General features: G+C 70.6%; 15 protein-coding genes. 7 read left to right on the plus strand and 8 right to left on the minus strand.

Annotated elements, in window-relative coordinates; genetic code table 11:
- Positions 1-50: 50 nt before the first annotated feature.
- Positions 51-1,022, minus strand: coding sequence for a helix-turn-helix transcriptional regulator (locus tag G127AT_RS03730; protein ID WP_210900007.1), 972 nt, complete (start codon positions 1,020-1,022; stop codon positions 51-53).
- A 146-nt stretch (positions 1,023-1,168) separates the two neighbouring features.
- Between G127AT_RS03730 and G127AT_RS03735 the strand changes: the two genes are divergently transcribed.
- Both G127AT_RS03735 and G127AT_RS03740 read left to right on the plus strand, forming a co-directional pair.
- Positions 1,169-1,582, plus strand: a complete 414-nt coding sequence (locus tag G127AT_RS03735) for a PadR family transcriptional regulator (RefSeq protein WP_210900010.1) — start codon at positions 1,169-1,171, stop codon at positions 1,580-1,582.
- Positions 1,579-2,559 (plus strand): permease prefix domain 1-containing protein, encoded by a 981-nt coding sequence (locus G127AT_RS03740; protein ID WP_210900013.1) that lies wholly within the window; start codon positions 1,579-1,581, stop codon positions 2,557-2,559. The genes G127AT_RS03735 and G127AT_RS03740 overlap by 4 nt, the downstream gene beginning before the upstream one ends.
- Before the next feature lie 101 nt (positions 2,560-2,660).
- Here G127AT_RS03740 and G127AT_RS03745 read toward each other — a convergent pair whose 3' ends face one another.
- The 5 genes from G127AT_RS03745 to G127AT_RS03765 all read right to left on the minus strand — a co-directional run bounded on the left by G127AT_RS03745 (position 2,661) and on the right by G127AT_RS03765 (position 7,018).
- A complete protein-coding gene (locus G127AT_RS03745; protein WP_210900016.1) occupies positions 2,661-3,452 on the minus strand; it encodes an SDR family NAD(P)-dependent oxidoreductase in 792 nt (263 codons plus the stop codon).
- 71 nt (positions 3,453-3,523) lie between these two features.
- Entirely contained in the window at positions 3,524-4,699 is a 1,176-nt protein-coding gene (locus G127AT_RS03750) for a thiolase family protein (protein WP_210900019.1), read from the minus strand.
- Between the two features lie 82 nt (positions 4,700-4,781).
- A complete protein-coding gene (locus G127AT_RS03755; RefSeq protein ID WP_210900022.1) occupies positions 4,782-5,150 on the minus strand; it encodes a type II toxin-antitoxin system VapC family toxin in 369 nt (122 codons plus the stop codon).
- Complete coding sequence (locus tag G127AT_RS03760) at positions 5,147-5,377, minus strand: FitA-like ribbon-helix-helix domain-containing protein (RefSeq protein ID WP_210900025.1); 231 nt, start codon at positions 5,375-5,377, stop codon at positions 5,147-5,149. Before G127AT_RS03760 ends, G127AT_RS03755 begins: the two co-directional genes overlap by 4 nt.
- Before the next feature lie 147 nt (positions 5,378-5,524).
- Positions 5,525-7,018, minus strand: a complete 1,494-nt coding sequence (locus tag G127AT_RS03765; RefSeq protein WP_244857879.1) for a glyceraldehyde-3-phosphate dehydrogenase — start codon at positions 7,016-7,018, stop codon at positions 5,525-5,527.
- Between the two features lie 230 nt (positions 7,019-7,248).
- Here G127AT_RS03765 and G127AT_RS03770 point away from each other — a divergent pair, with 230 nt between their 5' ends.
- Together G127AT_RS03770 and G127AT_RS15975 are read left to right on the plus strand one after the other, a co-directional pair.
- Positions 7,249-8,295 carry a VanZ family protein gene (locus G127AT_RS03770; protein WP_210900031.1) on the plus strand — a complete coding sequence of 349 codons (1,047 nt, stop codon included), beginning with the start codon at positions 7,249-7,251 and terminating at the stop codon, positions 8,293-8,295.
- Between the two features lie 178 nt (positions 8,296-8,473).
- Complete coding sequence (locus G127AT_RS15975; protein WP_244857721.1) at positions 8,474-9,151, plus strand: SHOCT domain-containing protein; 678 nt, start codon at positions 8,474-8,476, stop codon at positions 9,149-9,151.
- 24 nt (positions 9,152-9,175) lie between these two features.
- Here G127AT_RS15975 and G127AT_RS03780 read toward each other — a convergent pair whose 3' ends face one another.
- A complete protein-coding gene (locus tag G127AT_RS03780) occupies positions 9,176-11,221 on the minus strand; it encodes an alpha-L-rhamnosidase-related protein (RefSeq protein ID WP_210900034.1) in 2,046 nt (681 codons plus the stop codon).
- The gene (locus tag G127AT_RS03785) at positions 11,218-13,881 is read right to left on the minus strand and encodes an alpha-L-rhamnosidase (RefSeq protein WP_210900037.1); all 2,664 of its coding nucleotides are present in this window, start codon (positions 13,879-13,881) and stop codon (positions 11,218-11,220) included. The genes G127AT_RS03780 and G127AT_RS03785 overlap by 4 nt, the downstream gene beginning before the upstream one ends.
- 346 nt (positions 13,882-14,227) lie before the next feature.
- On the opposite strand from G127AT_RS03785, the gene G127AT_RS03790 reads away from it, so the two are divergent.
- The 3 genes from G127AT_RS03790 (at position 14,228) to G127AT_RS03800 (ending at position 17,364) form a co-directional block, all read left to right on the plus strand.
- Positions 14,228-15,532 (plus strand): ABC transporter substrate-binding protein, encoded by a 1,305-nt coding sequence (locus G127AT_RS03790; RefSeq protein ID WP_210900040.1) that lies wholly within the window; start codon positions 14,228-14,230, stop codon positions 15,530-15,532.
- Between the two features lie 69 nt (positions 15,533-15,601).
- The gene (locus G127AT_RS03795; protein ID WP_210900044.1) at positions 15,602-16,525 is read left to right on the plus strand and encodes a carbohydrate ABC transporter permease; all 924 of its coding nucleotides are present in this window, start codon (positions 15,602-15,604) and stop codon (positions 16,523-16,525) included.
- The gene (locus tag G127AT_RS03800; RefSeq protein WP_210900047.1) at positions 16,522-17,364 is read left to right on the plus strand and encodes a carbohydrate ABC transporter permease; all 843 of its coding nucleotides are present in this window, start codon (positions 16,522-16,524) and stop codon (positions 17,362-17,364) included. Before G127AT_RS03795 ends, G127AT_RS03800 begins: the two co-directional genes overlap by 4 nt.
- Positions 17,365-17,412: the final 48 nt, after the last annotated feature.

Genomic DNA, 17,412 nt, shown 5'->3' on the forward strand with positions numbered 1-17,412 from the left:
GCGCGGCCCGGCCGCGAGCAGGGCCTCGACGGCGGCCGCTGCCGTGGCGCTCAGATCCACTTCAGGCGCGCGGCCTGCCAGCCGAGCTGCAGGCGCGTGCGGACGCCGGCGAGCTCGAGCAGGTGGCCGACGCGGCGTTGCACGGTGCGCAGGCTCACGCCGAGCTGGGAGGCGATGGCGCCGTCGGTGTAGCCGGCCAGGAGCAGCGAGAGCAGCCGACGGTCTTCGTCGGAGAGCGGCCCCGGCGAGGGGGTCAGCAGCGCCGTCGGCACCGGCAGGGCGCTCTCCCACACCTTCTCGAACGCCCAGATGAGCGCGCCGACGATGGGCCCGAACCTCACGTGCACGGCGATGGGCTCGGCGTAGGGCTGCGTGCGGGGCACGAGCAGGGCCTGCCGGTCGTCGATGATGACGAGCTTGAACGGCACCTCGGCGGCGACCCGCATCTCCTCGCCGAGGGCGGCCCACTGCTCGAGCAGCATGGGGGCGTCGGCGACGTCGGGGTCGAGGAGGGCCCGCTCGTAGACGACCTGGTAGCGCACGCCGGCGGCGAGGGCTTCGCGCTGGCCGGCGTTCTCCTCGGCGGGCACGGCGATCGCCGGGCCCCCGGCGAGGCTGCGGATGCCCTCGCGCGCCGAGCGCTGCAGCTGGTGGTAGCGGCCGGCGATGGCCTCGCGCCCGCGGAGCGTCTCGGTCGCGCCGGGCCCGTCGACGGGGATGGCCGGATCGGGCAGCTCGTGGGCGAGCTTGGCGAGCTGGAGGTGCATGCGGCGCAGTTCGTCGATGCGGTCGACGAGCTGGCGGGTGAGCGCGATGTCCGGCGGCACGGCGCGCACCGAGCCGTCGTCGGCCGCGGTGTGCACGAGTCCGCCGCCGGCGAGGGCGCCGAGGATGCGGTCGAGTTCGTGCGCGGGCACGTCGACGGCGCGGGCGAGCTCGCCGGGATGGACCTCGGATCCCATCGACAGCAGCGCGAGGTAGACCCGTTCCTGGCCGGCCTCCATGCCGATCGTCTCGAACACGTCGATCACCGCCTTTCGGGCGCTGGGGGCCGCGCCCGGGGCCATGATAGCGGGGCCGTGTTTCGGGCGTGGTCGCGCTCCGGCATCCACCGTCACATTATGCGTAGTGCTTGCATTAGTGTGCGTTGCACAGTATCGTGTGAGACATGGACGAAGACCTCACGGCAGGACACCTGCAGGAGCTGCGGCGCGGAACCGTCGTGCTCGGCTGCCTGCTCCGCCTCGCCGACGCCGACTACGGCTACGCCCTGCTCGAATCGCTGGGCGACGCCGGCATCGTCGTCGACGCCAACACCCTCTACCCCCTCCTCCGCCGGCTCGAGAAGCAGGGCCTGCTCACGAGCGAGTGGAACACCGAAGAGGCCAGGCCGCGCAAGTTTTACCGCACGAGCCCGGCCGGCGCCGACATCGCCGCCCGCCTCCTCGACGAATGGCGCCGCCTCGACCGCGCGGTCGAAGGCCTCGCCGCCGCGGACGGCGAAGCGCCGGCATCCGCACCCACCCCGACCGACCCCGCCGGCGACGCCGGCACCGACTCCGACACCGGGAGCCAGCAATGACCGAACTCACCGACCGCTACATCTTCGCCGCCGCGCGCAACCTGCCCGCGGCCCAGCGCGAGGAGTTCTCGCGCGAACTCGCCGAACGCATCGGCGACGCGATCGACGCCCGCGTCGACTCCGGCGCATCCGCCCCCGAGGCCGCAGAGCACGACGCCCTCGCCGAACTCGGCAACCCCTCGATGCTCGCAGCCGACTACACCGACCGGCCGCTCATGCTCATCGGCCCCGGCCTCTACCTGATCTGGAAGCGGCTGCTCATCCTCCTCGAGTCGATCGTGCCGCCCATCGTGGCCGCCGCCGTACTCCTCGCCTCCCTCATCGAAGGCCGCGGCTGGGGCTCGATCGGGCCGGCCATCGGCATCGCCATCACCGTCGGCGTGCACGTCGCGTTCTGGACGACCCTCGTCTTCGCCGCCATCGAACGCACCGACGGCGGGAAGAAGGTCGACCTCGGCTGGGCGCCCGATCAACTGCCGCAACTGCCCGACGTCGTCCGGCCGCACCGCCGCAGCGACCTCGTGGCGAGCCTCGTCTACATCGCCCTCATGCTCGGGTTCATCGTCTGGCAGCAGTTCGGCGGCCTCGTCATCGAGGCCGAGTGGATGCCGGTGCTCGACCCCGCCCTGTGGTCGTTCTGGCTGCCCGTGATCATCGGCCTGCTCGTGGTCGAGGCCGCATTCGCCGTGTGGATCTACCTGCGCGACTGGAGCTGGCCGGCCGCGGTCGCGAACGTCGCGATCGGCGCCGCCTTCGCCGTGCCCGTGCTCTGGCTCTTCGGCGAGGGCCGGCTGTTCAGCCCCGAGCTCGAGGCGTTCGCCGGCGCGAACATCGACGACGACGGGATGCGCGCACTCGGCGCCGTCTTCGTCCTCGTCATCGTGGGCGTCGCGGTGTGGGATGCGATCGACGGCATCGTCAAGGCCGCACGCGGCGGCGGCCGCGGCACCCTCGAGTTCCCGGGCAACCGGAGCTGAGGCGGGCCGCCGGGCCGGTCGTTCGGCCGGGCCCGGCGCCCGGCATCCACCGCAGACGACGGGGCGGGGCGCAGCGCCCCGCCCCGTCGTCGCGTGCCGGCCTACTTCGGCTGCATGCGGATCGCGCCGTCGAGGCGGATGACCTCGCCGTTCAGCAGCGGGTTCTCGACGATGTGACGCACGAGCGCCGCATACTCGGCCGGCGTGCCCATGCGCGAGGGGTGCGGGATCTGCTCCTCGAGCGAGGCCTGCACCTCGGCGGGCATACCCGCCATCATCGGCGTCTGCATGATGCCGGGCGCGATCGTCATGACACGGATGAGCAGCTTCGACAGGTCGCGGGCGAGCGGCAACGTCATCGAGGCCACCCCGCCCTTCGACGCCGAATAGGCCGCCTGCCCGATCTGCCCGTCGAAGGCGGCGACGGATGCCGTGTTCACGATGACCCCGCGCTCGGCGGTCTCGGGCACCCCCGGAAGCGGCTCGGCGGTGACCGGCGCGTTCCCGGCCATCGCGGCAGCCGCGAGACGGGCCACGTTGAAGGTGCCGATGAGGTTCACCCGGATCGTGCGCTCGAAGGCGCCGAGGTCGAGCGGCCCCTGCCGGCCCACCGTCCGCCCGGCGGTCGCGATGCCCGCGCAGTTCACGGCCGCCCTGAGCGGCGCCCGCTCCTGCACCGCGTCGATCGCGGCGCGCACCTCGTCCTCGTTCGTGACATCGGCCGGTGCGAAGCGCACGTTGCCGCCGAGCTCGGCGGCCGTCTGCTCGCCGGGCGAACCGGGCAGGTCGACGATGACGACCTCCGCCCCCGCCGCCGCGAGCACGGTCGCCGTGCCCCGGCCGAGCCCCGAGGCGCCGCCCGTGACGAGGGCGCCGGATCCGCTGAGTTCCATATCGTTCCTTTCGAATCGGGTTCACGGGGTGCTCCCCCGCGCTGCGCCGCCGGCCGGCCGGCGGCGCCGGGTCAGATGCGTTCGACGATATACGCGTTCGCCATGCCGCCGCCCTCGCACATCGTCTGCAGGCCGTACCGGCCGCCGGTGGCCTCGAGCTCGTTCACGAGCGTCGTCAGCAGGCGGGTGCCGCTCGAACCCAGCGCATGCCCGAGGGCGATCGCCCCGCCTCGCGGGTTCAGCTTCGCCGGGTCGGCGCCCGTCTCGGCCAGCCACGCCAGCGGCACCGAGGCGAACGCCTCGTTCACCTCGAAGACATCGATGTCGTCGATGCCGAGGCCGGCGCGTTCGAGCACCCGCTCGGTCGCCGGGATCACCCCGGTCAGCATGTACAGCGGGTCGCTGCCCGTCACCGAGAACGCGTGGAACCGGGCGCGCGGGGTGAGCCCCAGCTCCTCGGCCCGCTCAGCGCTCATGATGAGCGCCGCCGACGCCCCGTCGGTCAGCGGCGAGGAATTGCCCGGGGTGATGTTCCAGCCGATCTCGGGGAAACGCGCGGCCAGCTCATCGGTGCGGAACGACGCCGGCAGGCCCGCGAGCTTCTCGACGGTCGTGCCCGCCCGCACGGTCTCGTCGCGCAGGGCATCCACACCCGGCACCGGCACGAGCTCGGCGGCGAAGCGCCCGTCCTCGGCCGCCGCCGCCGCGAGCTCGTGCGACCGCGCCGCGAACGCGTCGAGGGTCGCACGATCGAAGCCCCACTTCGCGGCGATCAGCTCGGCCGACACGCCCTGGTTCACGAGCCCCTCGGGGTAACGGGCGCGGATCCGCTCGCCGTACGGGTCGGCGCCGGCCGCGCTGGAACCCAGCGGCACCCGGCTCATCGACTCCACGCCGCCGGCGATGACCACATCCGCCTGCCCCGACAGCACCGCCTGCGCCGCGAACGCCGCCGCCTGCTGGCTCGAACCGCACTGCCGGTCGATCGTCGTCGCCGGGGTCGACTCCGGGAAGCCCGCCGCGAGCACCGCATTGCGGGTCGTGTTGTACGACTGCTCGCCGACCTGGCTCACGCAGCCGCCGTACACGTCGTCGATCAGCGCCGGATCGAGGTCGCTGCGGTTCACGAGCGCGTCGAGGGCGCCGGCGAACAGGTCGACCGGGTGGATGCCCGACAGCCGCCCCCCGGGCTTGCCGCGCCCCACGGGCGTGCGGACGACATCGACGATGACCGCTTCTCTGCTCATGCGTCCCAGCCTAAGCGGGGCCGCCGGCGCTCGGCGCGTGGATGCCGGAAGGCGGACGGCGGCGGCACGTCGCGGCATCCGCTCAGGGCGCGGCGACCCGGCAGGTCTCGCCGGCGACGGATGCGAGGCCGCGATCGTCGGTGATGAGCGTCGCATCCAAGGCCTCGGCGAGCGCCGCGTATGCCGCGTCGTAGGCGGTGAGGCGATGCCGGAGGATCCACATGCGCTCGAGGAACGGGTCGGCCGGGTGCCGGTCGATCTCGAGCTCGCGGAACCGTTCGAGCGCCTCGCGCGCCTCGTTCGGCGGCACTGCACCGGCCGCCGCGAGCCGTCTGAGCACCGACGCGACCTCGTAGTCCAGCAGCGCGGGGGCGGCGATCGGTTCCTCGGGCGGGGCGCCGTGCCCGGTCAGCCATTGGACGACCGCCGAACAGTCGGCGACGACCGTCATCGGCCGTCCCGTTCGGCGCGCACGGCGTCCGTGATCGCCCGAGGGTCGAGATCCAGTCGGCGTTCGCGGGCGGCGGCGAACACCTCGGCGTTGCTCCGATACCGCACGATCCGCTCGAGTTCGCGGGCGACATAGTCGGACAGGCTCATCCGTTCGGCGGCGGCCCGTTCTTTGAGGCGCGCATGGACGTCGTCGGGGAGGTTGCGTACTTGCAGCATGCGCGGCATGATCCCACGCTACATGCGTTCCACATGTGCCGACATCACAACCTGTGGATAACACGGGACTGTGGATGCGGCGGCGCGCCGCGGCATCCACTCGCCGAACGCGAACGGCCCGCCCCGGAACCGGGACGGGCCGTTCGGCGCGGATGCTCAGGCGAGGGTGACGACGTCCTCGTCCAGGCCGGCGCCGTCGATCTCGGTCGATGCGGCGCCCTCGGCGAGCGCCGCCACGGCGACGGGCTCGCGCTCGGGCAGGACGACCGGGTGCGTGCCGGCCATGGCCTCGATGACGCGCACGACCTGGCAGCTGTAGCCGTACTCGTTGTCGTACCAGACGTAGAGCACGACGTCGGTGTCGTCGGCGATCGTGGCGAGACCGTCGACGATGCCGGCGCGGTTGTTGCCGACGAAGTCCGTCGAGACGACCTCGGGCGATTCGATGTAGTCGATCTGCTGGCGCAGCGGCGAGGTGAGCGAGACCTGCCGCAGGTAGCGGTTCAGCTCGTCCTTGTCGGTGGGCCGCTCGAGCTGCAGGTTCAGGATAGCCAGCGACACGTCGGGCGTGGGCACGCGGATCGCGTTGCCGGTGAGCTTGCCGGCCAGCTGCGGCAGCGCCTTGGCGACGGCCTTGGCGGCACCGGTCTCGGTGATGACCATGTTGAGCGTCGCGGCGCGGCCGCGGCGGTCGCCCTTGTGGAAGTTGTCGATGAGGTTCTGGTCGTTCGTGAACGAGTGCACCGTCTCGACGTGACCGCGGACGACGCCGTACGCATCGTCGATCGCCGCGAGCACGGGGGTGATGGCGTTCGTCGTGCAGGAGGCGGCCGAGAGGATGCGGTCGTCGTCGGTGATCGCGTCGGTGTTGATGCCGTGCACGATGTTCTTGATCGCGCCCTTTCCGGGGGCGGTCAGCAGCACCCGCGACACGCCCTTGGACTCGAGGTGGCGGCCGAGGCCGGCCTCGTCGCGCCAGCGGCCGGTGTTGTCGACGACGATCGCGTCGTGGATGCCGTAGGCGGTGTAGTCGACGGTGCCCGGGTCGTCGGAGTAGATGACCTGGATGAGGGTGCCGTTCGCGAGGATCGTGTTGGTCTCTTCGTCGACGGTGATGGTGCCCTGGAAGGGGCCGTGCACGGAGTCGCGGCGCAGCAGGCTGGCGCGCTTGACGAGGTCGTTCTCGCTGCCCTTGCGCACGACGATCGCGCGCAGGCGCAGACCCTGCCCGCCTCCGGCGTGGGCGATGAGGATGCGGGCGAGCAGACGCCCGATGCGGCCGAAGCCGTAGAGCACGACGTCGGTGCCCGACTCGGGCTCGGCACGGCCGATGACGGGCGCGAGCTCCTCGCGCAGGAAGTCGAGCAGTTCGGTGCCCTCGCCGGCGGCGTTGAAGCGCTGCACGAGGCGGGCGATGTCGACGGAGGCCGGGCCGGGGGCGACCTCGCGCACGGCGGTCAGCATCTGCATCGTGTCGTGCAGGCCGAGCTCTTCGTCGCCGGCCTGGCGGGCGAAGCGGTGCGCCTTCAGGATCTCGATCGCGGACCGGTTGATGAGACGGCGGCCGTGGATGCTGGTCACCACGCCGTGGTCGCGGTACAGGCTGCCGATGAGCGGGATCATCCGCTCGGCGAGCTCCTCCCGGGCGATCCATTCCTCGCGTCGTGCGTCGAACTCGTGGCTCACTGGATTCCTTCTGAGCCGAATGCTCCCGCGGAACAGCGGGCGGCATCGGCCACACTTCGATAGCAGGGGTCGTACCCGATTCTACGTGACCCCGTATCACGGACCGCCGGGAGCGGGCGGCGGGCCCGCGGCACCGCTGCGACGGGCCGATGCGCGGCGGCGCCCCGCGGCATCCGCTCCGTAGACTCTGGGGCGTGGACCGCATCCTCCCCGGCGTCGTCGCGCTCGTCCTCGGCATTCCCGTGCTCACGCTCGTCTTCGTGCCCGTCGTCGTGGGCTCGTACCGGCGGCGGGGCGGATTCAGCGCGGTGCGCTTCATCGGCTGGCTGTCGCTGCCCTTCTACCTCTTCGGCCTGTGGGCGTACACGCTGCTGCCGTTCCCGGAGGAGGGGTATCGCTGCGTCGGCGTCGAACTCGACCCGACGCTCGTCGTCACCGACATCCTCCGGCTGCAGGGCGAGTACGGGCTGCTTTCGAACCCAGCCGTGCAGCAGTTCGCGCTGAACGTCGCCCTCTTCGTGCCGCTCGGCATCTACCTGCGCGGGCTCTTCGGCCGCGGCATGCTCGTCTCGACGCTCATCGGCGTCGGCGTCTCGCTCCTGATCGAGGTTACGCAGCTCACGGGCGTGTGGGGGCTGTTCCCGTGCGCGTACCGATTGTTCGACACGGGCGACCTGCTGACGAACGGGCTCGGCACCCTGCTCGGGGCCGCCGCGGTCGCGGTGCTGCTGCGGCTTCGGGGGCGTACGCGGGCCCGAGTGGATGCCGCGCCGCACATGACCGCCGGGCGCCGCATCCTCGCGATGCTCGTCGACCTCGTGGGCGCCACCGCCGTGTCGGTCGCGATCAGCATCGGCATCAATGCGGTGCAGATGGTGCTGAACGGGCGCGGCTCGGTCGACGAGGTCGCCTGGCTCGCCACCCTGCTCGGGGCGCTGGTGCCGTTCGCGATCGTCGCCGCGACGGTGTGGGCGAGCGGTGCGACCCCGGGCGAGCATGCCGTGCTGATCCGCGCCCGCGAGGGGCGGCGGCCCCGCTGGTGGTGGCGTACGGTGCGGATCGTCTTCGGCATCGGCGGCTACCTGCTGCTCGGGCTGGCGCCCGACCCTTGGTCGCTGCTCGCCTGGCTGCTGGCGGCGGCGAGCCTCGTCGCGGCGTTCACGACCCGCGGCCATCGCGGGCTCGGGCAGGCCCTCGCGGGTATGGACGCGGAAGTGGAGCCGGCGCGGGCAAGTGCGTGAGCTCCAATATGGCGCTCACGTACATCGCGGTGCATGCCGAGACACAGTCCGACAAATGTTAGGATTCCTCAGATTGAGGTCCTGTTGAGAGCGAACGATTCCCGTACCGCCGACCCTCGGTCAATCGCAACGACTGCCGTGTGAACGGGGAGGAACGACCGTGGGCCTACTGGACAAGATGAAGGAAGCGACCGCGCACGCCGCCTCGCAGGCTCAGCAGAAGCTTGAGAAATCCGGGGAGGACTTCGCCTCCGATCATCGCGATGACCTGGTCACCTCGACTGGGTACATTCCGGAAACCATCGCCGGGCCTCACCCCGTGCTCGAACTGGTCAGTCACATCGAAGGTAAGAACGCAAAGGTGCGCCTCTGGGATGACCGGATCGAGTGGGAGCGTCCTCGGGGTCTCTCCGCAGGAAAGCTCACGGCGGGGGTCATGACGGGTGGCGCATCGCTTCTCGTGACCGGAGTAAAAGGCGGCAAGGACCGCTATGAGACAGTTTTGCTGAAGCACGTCACGAATGTCTCAAGCCGTAAGGACGGCCTGATGTACTACGCGGTCGAGGTACAGACTTCCACGGGCGCGGTCGCCAATACGATTACCTTCCGCGTGAGCAAAGACGAGGCCGCTCAATTCCGGTCTGCGGTACTCGACGCTATTCGGCAGCTCGATGCTGCCGCGAACCCCACGGTCGTGATCCAGCAGCCGTCGTCTGCTGCCGGAACGGCCTCAGCATCCAGCGCATCTCCTGATCCATCTGCACAGCTCCAGCAGCTCGCCGCTCTTCGAGACTCCGGCATTCTCACTGAGGCGGAGTTCGCGAGCAAGAAGGCCGAGATCCTCGCGCGGATGTAGTTCGGCATCTCTAGCCGAGCGAAGTTAGGCCGGCAGGTCGAGCCTCGCCGGGCCGGGGAACCGGCCCTCCGGGTGAACGAGCGTCGAGCCTGCCGGCACGTCGACCCGGACCCGCCCGGCGCGGGCCTCCACGATGAGGTCGCCGCCCGGAAGCGGCACCACGGCGGCAGCCCAGCCGAGGGTGCCGAGCTCCGGGGCGACGGCGAACTCCCGCCAGCCGTCGGCGAGCGGCCGCACGCCGAGCACGAGCTCGGGCAGCAGCATCGCCGGACCGGCCGCCCAGGCGTGGCAGAGGCTTTTGCCATAGGGGCGCCGATACATCTCGAACGGCGAGGCGCTCTGGTCGGCGAACTCCTCCCAGAAGGTCTGCGCGCCCGCGTCGAGCATCCTGCCCCAGAGTCGACGCAGCTCGTCGACCGCTTCGATGCGGCCGCCGAGTTCGCCGAGCCCACGCAACGCGAAGGCGCGCATGAAGGGCGTTCCGGCGGGGTTCGCGCGGATCGCCTCAGCCGCACCGTCTGCGGCAGCTGGCAGCATTCCGCTGAGCACGGCGAGGAAGTTCGGGTATGCCGACGGGCGGCTCGCGGCGTCAAGGTATTCGCGCCACGCGCCGGCCTCGGCATCCCAGGCCGTCGTCTCGAGGGTGCGTTCGAGGCGCGCGGCGAGCGCCGCCCAGCCTTCGGCGCCGGGATGCCCGACCTCGGCGAGGAGTTCGGCGGCGCTCGTGAGCGCCCAGTGCCAGAGCAACTGCACGGCGGTCGCGTCGACATCGGCGCGGAGCGAGACGCCCCAGTCGAGGAAGAGGGAACCGGGTCCGGCCTCGGCGAATGCGTCGGGGCGCGCGAGCGGCCGGAACACGCCGTCGGGTCCGGTGTGCTCGGCGAGGTCGGCGACGAAGGCGTGCAGGCGGTCGCCCTCCTGCTCGAGGAACTCACGGTCGCCGAAGTAGCTCTGGTACAGACGGTGCGCGATGACCCACCACAGCGAATAGTCGGCGATGCCGTTGATGTACCCGTGCCGCGGCCGCCCGAGGGCGACCAGGCTGTTGCGCACGATCTCGCGGTCGGCGACGGTGTAGGCATTGGTGAGGATGCCGAGGGCGTGGTCGCCGATCCACGGCATGCGGTCGCGTTTGATGCCGTCGATCAGGAAGACCTGCAGGCACTGACGCAGCGTAAACGCGCTCGTCGCCCAGATCCGCTCGAGCACGGGATCGTCGCAGGCGAAGGCGCCGCGGCGCTCGACGGGCCGGACGGACGCCCGGAGCACGAGCTCCGCACCCTCGACGCCCGAAACACGCGCGTACCGCAGGCCCAACCGGTACCGGGATGCCCAGATGCCCGGTGCCTCCTCGACGAGGTCGGTGCGGCTCTCCCCTGCTTCGGGGTCGGCGAGCGCTTCGTCGAGGGATTCGCCGACCGCGAGGGCCGGGCGGCCGGTGCAGCGGATCTCGACGACGCCGAGCGCGGGCGCGTCGAGCATGTGGATGCCCTCGCCGAGCGCCCGGAACGGGAGCCGCACTTCGGGCTCGCCGACGCGGTGCGGCGGTTCGAGGCCGCCCGCGCGCGACACGGCCCGGGAACCGTCGAAGGCGCCCTCGGTGCCGGGCGCGACGACCCATTCGACGTCGCCGGGGCCGCCGGCTTCTGCTCCGATCGCCGCGGGCTCCCCGTCGGCGGCGACGAGCACCTCGATCCGGGTGCCGGCCGGGAGCTTCGGGACCCGCAGCGCACCGTCGACGGCGGTGCCCGACGTCACGCCGTCCACGCGGAGTTCCATGCGCCCGGTGCCGAGGAGTGTGAATGCGTCGCCCGGGCCGATGGTCGTCCGGAAGCGCGCCGCAGGCTCGACGTCCGCGTAGTTCGCCGCATAGTCGACATGGCGGTTGGCCGCCCGCCCCTCGTCGACCAGCCGGTGCAGGGCGCCGATCTCGAACTGCCCCGCCGGGTAGTGCCAGCTGAAGCCCTCCGGGCGGGCGAGGGCGTCGGGCATCCGGTCGGCTCCCGCCGCGCGGGAGCGGGCCACGAGATCCGCCGCCGTGGCGTTCGGGAATGCGTCGCTGAGGCTCACGAGGCGGGCGCGTCGACCGCGATGACGGCCGGGGCGGTGACACTGATGCGGTGGATGCCGTGGCGGAGTGCACCCGGGGCCTGCTCCCCGTCGACCGTCACGACCGAATCGACGGTCGTGGGCAGATCGAGTTCCGCCGTGACGCCGAAGGGCACGGTCAGCTCGGCGTCGAGACATCCGTCGTCGTCGAGGCGCCAGTCGATGGCGAGCGGGCCGTACGCCGTGTCGATCTCCGCCCGCGCGGCGCGCAGTGCGCTGGCCGGCCGGGGCCCGACCCGCACCGTGCGATACCCGGGCTCGACCGGTTCGAGGCCGGCGACGTTGCGGTAGACCCAGTCGACCATGGCGCCGTAGGCGTAGTGGTTGAACGAGATCATGCCGCCGTCGTCGCCCGAGTCGAGGTCGCCCGAGTGGATGCTGCCGTCGAGCTTGATCGCGTCCCAGCGCTCCCACACCGTCGTCGCACCGCGGTCGACCTGGTAGAGCCACGACGGGGCGTCACGGCGCAGCAGCATCTCATAGGCCTCGGCGATATGGCCGGTACGACTGAGGGCGAAGAGCACGAGCGAGGTGCCGACGAACCCCGTGGCGATGCGGCCGCGCTCGGCGCGCACATTCGCGGCGAGCGCGTCGGCGATGCGGCCGCGCTCGGCGTCGGGGGCGAGGTCGAACTCGAGAGCGAGGGCCGCGCCGGTCTGCGTGTCGGCGGCGATCCCGCCCCACTCGGCCCAGACCGCGCCGGCCACCCGATCGGCGAGTGCCTCGTGCTCGGAGGCCGCAGCGTCCTCGCCGAGACGTCGTTCGGCGCGCGCCAGCAGGCGGGCCGAACGCACGTAGTAGGCGTTGGCGACGTACCGCGCGGGCACTTTCGCGTCCCAGGGGCGATCGGCGGGCGCGTCGGGATCGAGCCAGTCGCCGTACTGGAACGGTTCCTCGGGCAGCAGCACCTGCTGCCCGGCGCGACGGCGGAGGTGGTCGACCCAACGACGCATGCTGCGGAGCTGGGCGGCCAGCACCCGGTCGCCGCCGAAGGAGTCGTAGACGGCCAGCGGCACGATCGCGGCGGCATCCGCCCAGGCAGCCCGACCCATCGTGTCGGTGTCGGGCACGGCCATCTGCATGTCGCCGGGGAAGATGATGTTCGGCACGACCGAGGCCACACCGCCCTCGTCGGTCTGGTCGATCTCGAGGTCGCGGAGCCAGGACGCCCAGAACGACTCGGTGTCGAAGAGGGTGTTCGCCGTCGGGGCGAACGCCTGCGCGTCGCCGGTCCAGCCGAGTCGTTCGTCACGCTGCGGGCAGTCGGTGGGCACCGAGACGAAGTTGTCGCGCTGCGACCACACCACGTTCTCGTGGAAGCGGTCGAGGGTCGCGTGCGAGCTCGAGAAGCGGCCGCGGCGGGCCAGGTCGGATGAGATCGCCACGGCGACCGCATCGATGACCTCGGCGCCGGTCACCTCGGCGTGGCGGAAGCCGTGGAAGGTGAAGACGGGTTCGAGCTCGACGCGGCCGTCGCGGTCGAGCACGTACTCGTCGGTCGCCCGCGCGGTCCGCAGAGCTGCGGTGTGCAGCGCGCCGTCGGGCTCGAGCACCTCGGCGTGACGCACGGTCACGACGTCGCCGGCCCGGCCGTCGACGACGAGGCGCACCCAGCCCGAGATGTTCTGTCCGGCGTCGAGCGCGGTCGCCGTGCCTCTGGGAGCCGCCGTCATCGGCAGTTCGGCGACGGCGCGCACCGGTGCGACCCCGCGGGGGCGGAACCGGGCGGGCTGGACGGGGACGATCGACACCGGCATCCACTCGCGGTCGTCGAAGCCCGTGATGCTCGCGTCGGCCGCGAGCGCGAGATCGATGCGCGTGCCGTCGTAGAGGCTCGCGGCGCGCACGGCGCCGAAGCCGCCGCGCCAGTCGTCGTCGGTGGCGACGGCGAGGGTGCGGCCGTCGTCGCCCTCGAGTTCGAGCCGTGCGACGGGGCCGATGCGGTCGCCGTAGATCGCGGTGCGGCCCGCGAAGCCGAACCGCCCCCGGTACCAGCCGTCGGCGACGGCGATGGAGATCGCGTTGCGGCCGGGCACGAGCAGCGCGGTGACGTCGAGCGTGTCGACGAGGATGCGCTCCTGATACGAGGTCCAGCCGGGCGCGAGCACCTCGTCCGAGGCGGCGGCGCCGTTGATGCGGGCCGCGTAGACGCCGAGCGCGGAGATCCGCAGGCGCGCGCGGCGCACGACGAACGGCACGTCGAACTCGCGGCGGAAGACCGGCACGGGGCCGCCGATCTCGCTCGGGATGTCGACGACGTCGGCGCCGAGGCCCTCGGGCCCGTGCCCGCCTTCGACGCGCAGAGGTGCGCTCCACTCGCTCCAGCCGGCAGGCGTGGCCACGCGCACGGCGTAGTCGCGCATCTCGCGGGGGGCGAGCGGTGCGTCGAGCACGTCGATGGATGCTTCCCCGGCGAACGGCGCCCGTTCGATCCAGTCGCCGCCGTCCGTGCGCAGGCGCAGCTGCGCGCCGAGTTGGCGCGCGTCGGGGTCGTCGGATTCGACCCGCCAACGCAGCGCGACCGGGTCGAGCGGGACGCCCAGCAACCGGGGGTCGAAACCGCTGCGCAGCTCGGCCACCGTGGTGCGCCGGTCGTGCTGGGTGATGGGGGGCAGCGCCACGTGAGTTGCCGTCTTCCTCGTGCACGGTGCGACCGCCATGGTCGCGCCGGGCTCCCGTCGATCGGGAGACTGATTGAACCGCTTCATCTGACGGCGTCCCTCACCCTATGCAGCGGCGAGGTCGCCGTCAAGATCGGCGCGTGGATGCGAGAGCACGCGCGATTCTGCGGAAACTTCGGACCCGGCGCCGTCGATCCGCTACAGGGTGTGCGTTTCCGTTTCGTTATCGCCCTCGGCTTGACAGCACGAGAAGGCAGGTCTAGCTTGACCGTGCAGTGAAACGCTTCAACTGCGCTCCGTCTCCCGGGCGATCTCGGCGGCGGCACACTTTACAGGGAGGTAAAGCATGAAGACCCACCGTCCGATCCGGTTGGCGGTCGGCGCCGTCGCGGCGATCGCCGCGCTCGCGCTCACCGGCTGCACCGGCGGCACCTCGTCCGACGACGGTTCGAAGCTGTCGATCTACATTGACAGCGACCCCTCGTCGATCGCCCTCTGGGACGGCCTCGTGGCCGGATACGCCGAGGCGAATCCCGACGTCGAGGTCACCGTCGAAACCCACCCCGCAGGCAGCGAGGGCGACAACCTCATCAAGACGCGCCTCTCCACCGGCGACATGAACGACCTGTTCTGGTACAACTCGGGTTCGCTCTTCCAGGCTCTGAATCCCGACGAGACGCTCACCCCGCTCGATGACGAGTCATGGGTCGGCTCGATCGACGACAACTTCACCACCGTCGTCTCGACCGATGAAGCGCTTTACGGCGCACCGGTCGGCGCCTCGTTCGCCGGCGCCGTCGTCTACAACAAGGATGTCTTCGCCGATCTCGGCCTCGAGGTGCCCACCACCATCGCCGAGTACAACGCGAACAACGACAAGATCAAGGCTGCCGGCATCGTCCCCGTGCTGCAGAGCTACAGCGACACCTGGACATCCCAGGTACCCGTGCTCGGCGACTTCTACAACGTGACCGCCGCCGAGCCGGAATGGGCCGACGACTACACCGCCGGCAAGGCCAGGTACTCCGACGCCCCCGCCATCGCCGGCTTCCAGTCGCTGCAGGACGCCTTCGACAAGGGCTGGCTGAACGAGGACTTCGCCTCCGCCACCTACGATGCGGTCATCAAGTCGCTCGTCGAGGGCACCGGCGCCCAGTACCCGATGCTCACCGGCAACGTCGCCGCTGCGATCGGCGAGAATTATCCCGAGGCCGACGCCTCGATCGGCGTATTCCCGATCCCCGGCCCCGACGCCGACAGCAACGGTCTGACCGTGTGGATGCCGAACGGCGTCTACGTGCCCAAGACCACCACGGGAGCCCAGCTCGAGGCGGCGAAGGACTTCATCGACTGGCTCGTCACCCCCGACAGCTGCGCGATCCAGGCCGAGTCCATCACGCTCGGCGGCCCCTTCGTGGTCGACGGTTGCGACGTGCCCGACACCGCTGCCTCGCTCGTGAACGACATGCAGCCCTTCTTCGACGACGGCAAGACCGGCCTCGCACTCGAGTTCCTCTCCCCTATCAAGGGACCGAGCCTCGAGCAGATCACCGTGCAGGTCGGCTCCGGCATCTCCAGCGCAGCGGACGGCGCCGCCCTCTACGACCAGGACGTCGAGAAGCAGGCCCAGCAGCTCGGCCTCGACTGGTAACCAGTTCCGCCACCGATCGGGCGGCGGGGCCGGACGTACCGGCCTCGCCGCCCGAACACCGGGAGCCCCATGACCACGACCACCCCCGCCGCCGCACGCACGGACGCACCCGACCGGGCGCCCCGCCGCCCATCCAGGCCGAAAAGCCCCTATCCGCTGTGGTTCCACATCCCGGCCGGAGTGTTCTTCGTCGTCCTGTTCGCGATCCCGACCATCGCATCCTTCTACTTCGCCCTCACCCGCTGGACGCTCTTCGATGTCGAATTCATCGGCCTCGACAACTTCGTGCAGTTCTTCAAGGAACCCGCACTCGTGCAGGGCTTCGTCAACACCTTCGTCTACGCGTTCGTCACCTCGGGCGCCAAGGTCGTGCTCGGCCTGCTGCTCGCGGTATTGCTGAGCTCGCAGATCATCGGCCGCGGCTACCTCCGCTCCGTCGTCTTCTTCCCGGTGCTCGTGAGCACCATCGGCATCGGCATCACCTTCAAAGTGCTGCTCGACCCGTTCGACGGTCTCGTCAACGTCGTGCTCGGGTGGTTCGGCATCGACGGCCCCGGCTGGCTCACCGACCCCCATCTCGCCCTCATGTCCGTCGCGGGCGTCGACATCTGGAAGGGCGTCGGCCTCGCCACCCTCATCTACATCGCCGGCATCGTCGCGATCCCGCAGGAGTACTACGAAGCCGCCCGCGTCGACGGCTCCTCTTCGTGGCAGCAGTTCCGCCACATCACCCTGCCGTTGGCCCGCCCCGCGACGGTCACCGTCGTGATCCTGTCGCTCATCGGCGGCCTGCGATCCTTCGACCTCATCTGGACGATGACGCGCGGCGGCCCCGGCTTCACGAGCGACGTCATCGCCTCCGTCATCTACAAGCAGTACCAGGCCGGGTTCTTCGGGCTGTCGACAGCAGGCAACGTCGTGCTCTTCGTGGTGATCGCCGCCGTCATCATCCCCCTGTCGTTCTGGCTCAACCGAAAGGGGAACGACCAGTGAGCGAGCGCAAGCGCCACCGCCCGAAGGGCCTCTGGCTCGGCATCGTCTCGATCCTCGTCTCGATCGTCGTCTTTCTCGTGCCGTTCGCCTTCATCGTGCTGACGGCGGGCAAGACCCAGAAGGAGGCCTCGCTCCTCGAGTTCTCGTGGCCTTCCGAATGGGCGTTCTGGGACAACCTCGTCACCGTGATCCAGACGAGCGACTACGTGCTCGTGCGAGCCTTCGTCAACAGCACGATCCTCACCATCGTGAGCGTGGCGATCATGGTCGTGCTCGCCGCGATGGTCGGCTATGTGCTGCAGCGCCGCCGCTCGAAGTGGAACCCCGTCATCGACTTCTTCGTGCTCGCAGGTCTCATCATCCCGCCGGCCGTCGTCCCGACGATCTGGACGCTGCAGGGCCTCGGGCTCTACAAGACCCTGGCCGGCCTCATCGCCGTGCACGTGGCCTTCGGGTTGTCGTTCTGCATCCTGCTATTCAAGGCATTCGTCGGCACGATCCCCCGCGAACTCGATGAAGCCGCGCTCATCGACGGCGTAGGACCGGTGCGGTTGTTCTTCCAGGTGATCTTCCCGCTGCTTCGTTCGGTCATCGTGACCGTCATCGTGGTGCAGGCCGTCACCGTCTTCAACGACTTCACCTACGCCCTCTACTTCTTGCCCGGTCAGGAGAACGCGACCGTGCAGCTCACCCTCTACAACTTCCAGTCGCAGGGGCTCAGCCAGTGGAATCTGCTCTTCATGGACGTGCTGCTCATCACGATCCCGCCGCTGATCATGTATATCTTCTTCAATAAGCAGATCGTCGCGGGCATGACCTCGGGCGCGATCAAGGGCTGACCCCGGCGCCGAGATGACCCCCGAGAGAGGAAGCACCCGATCGTGAAC

The organism is Agromyces archimandritae (assembly GCF_018024495.1).
Classification (GTDB): domain Bacteria; phylum Actinomycetota; class Actinomycetes; order Actinomycetales; family Microbacteriaceae; genus Agromyces; species Agromyces archimandritae.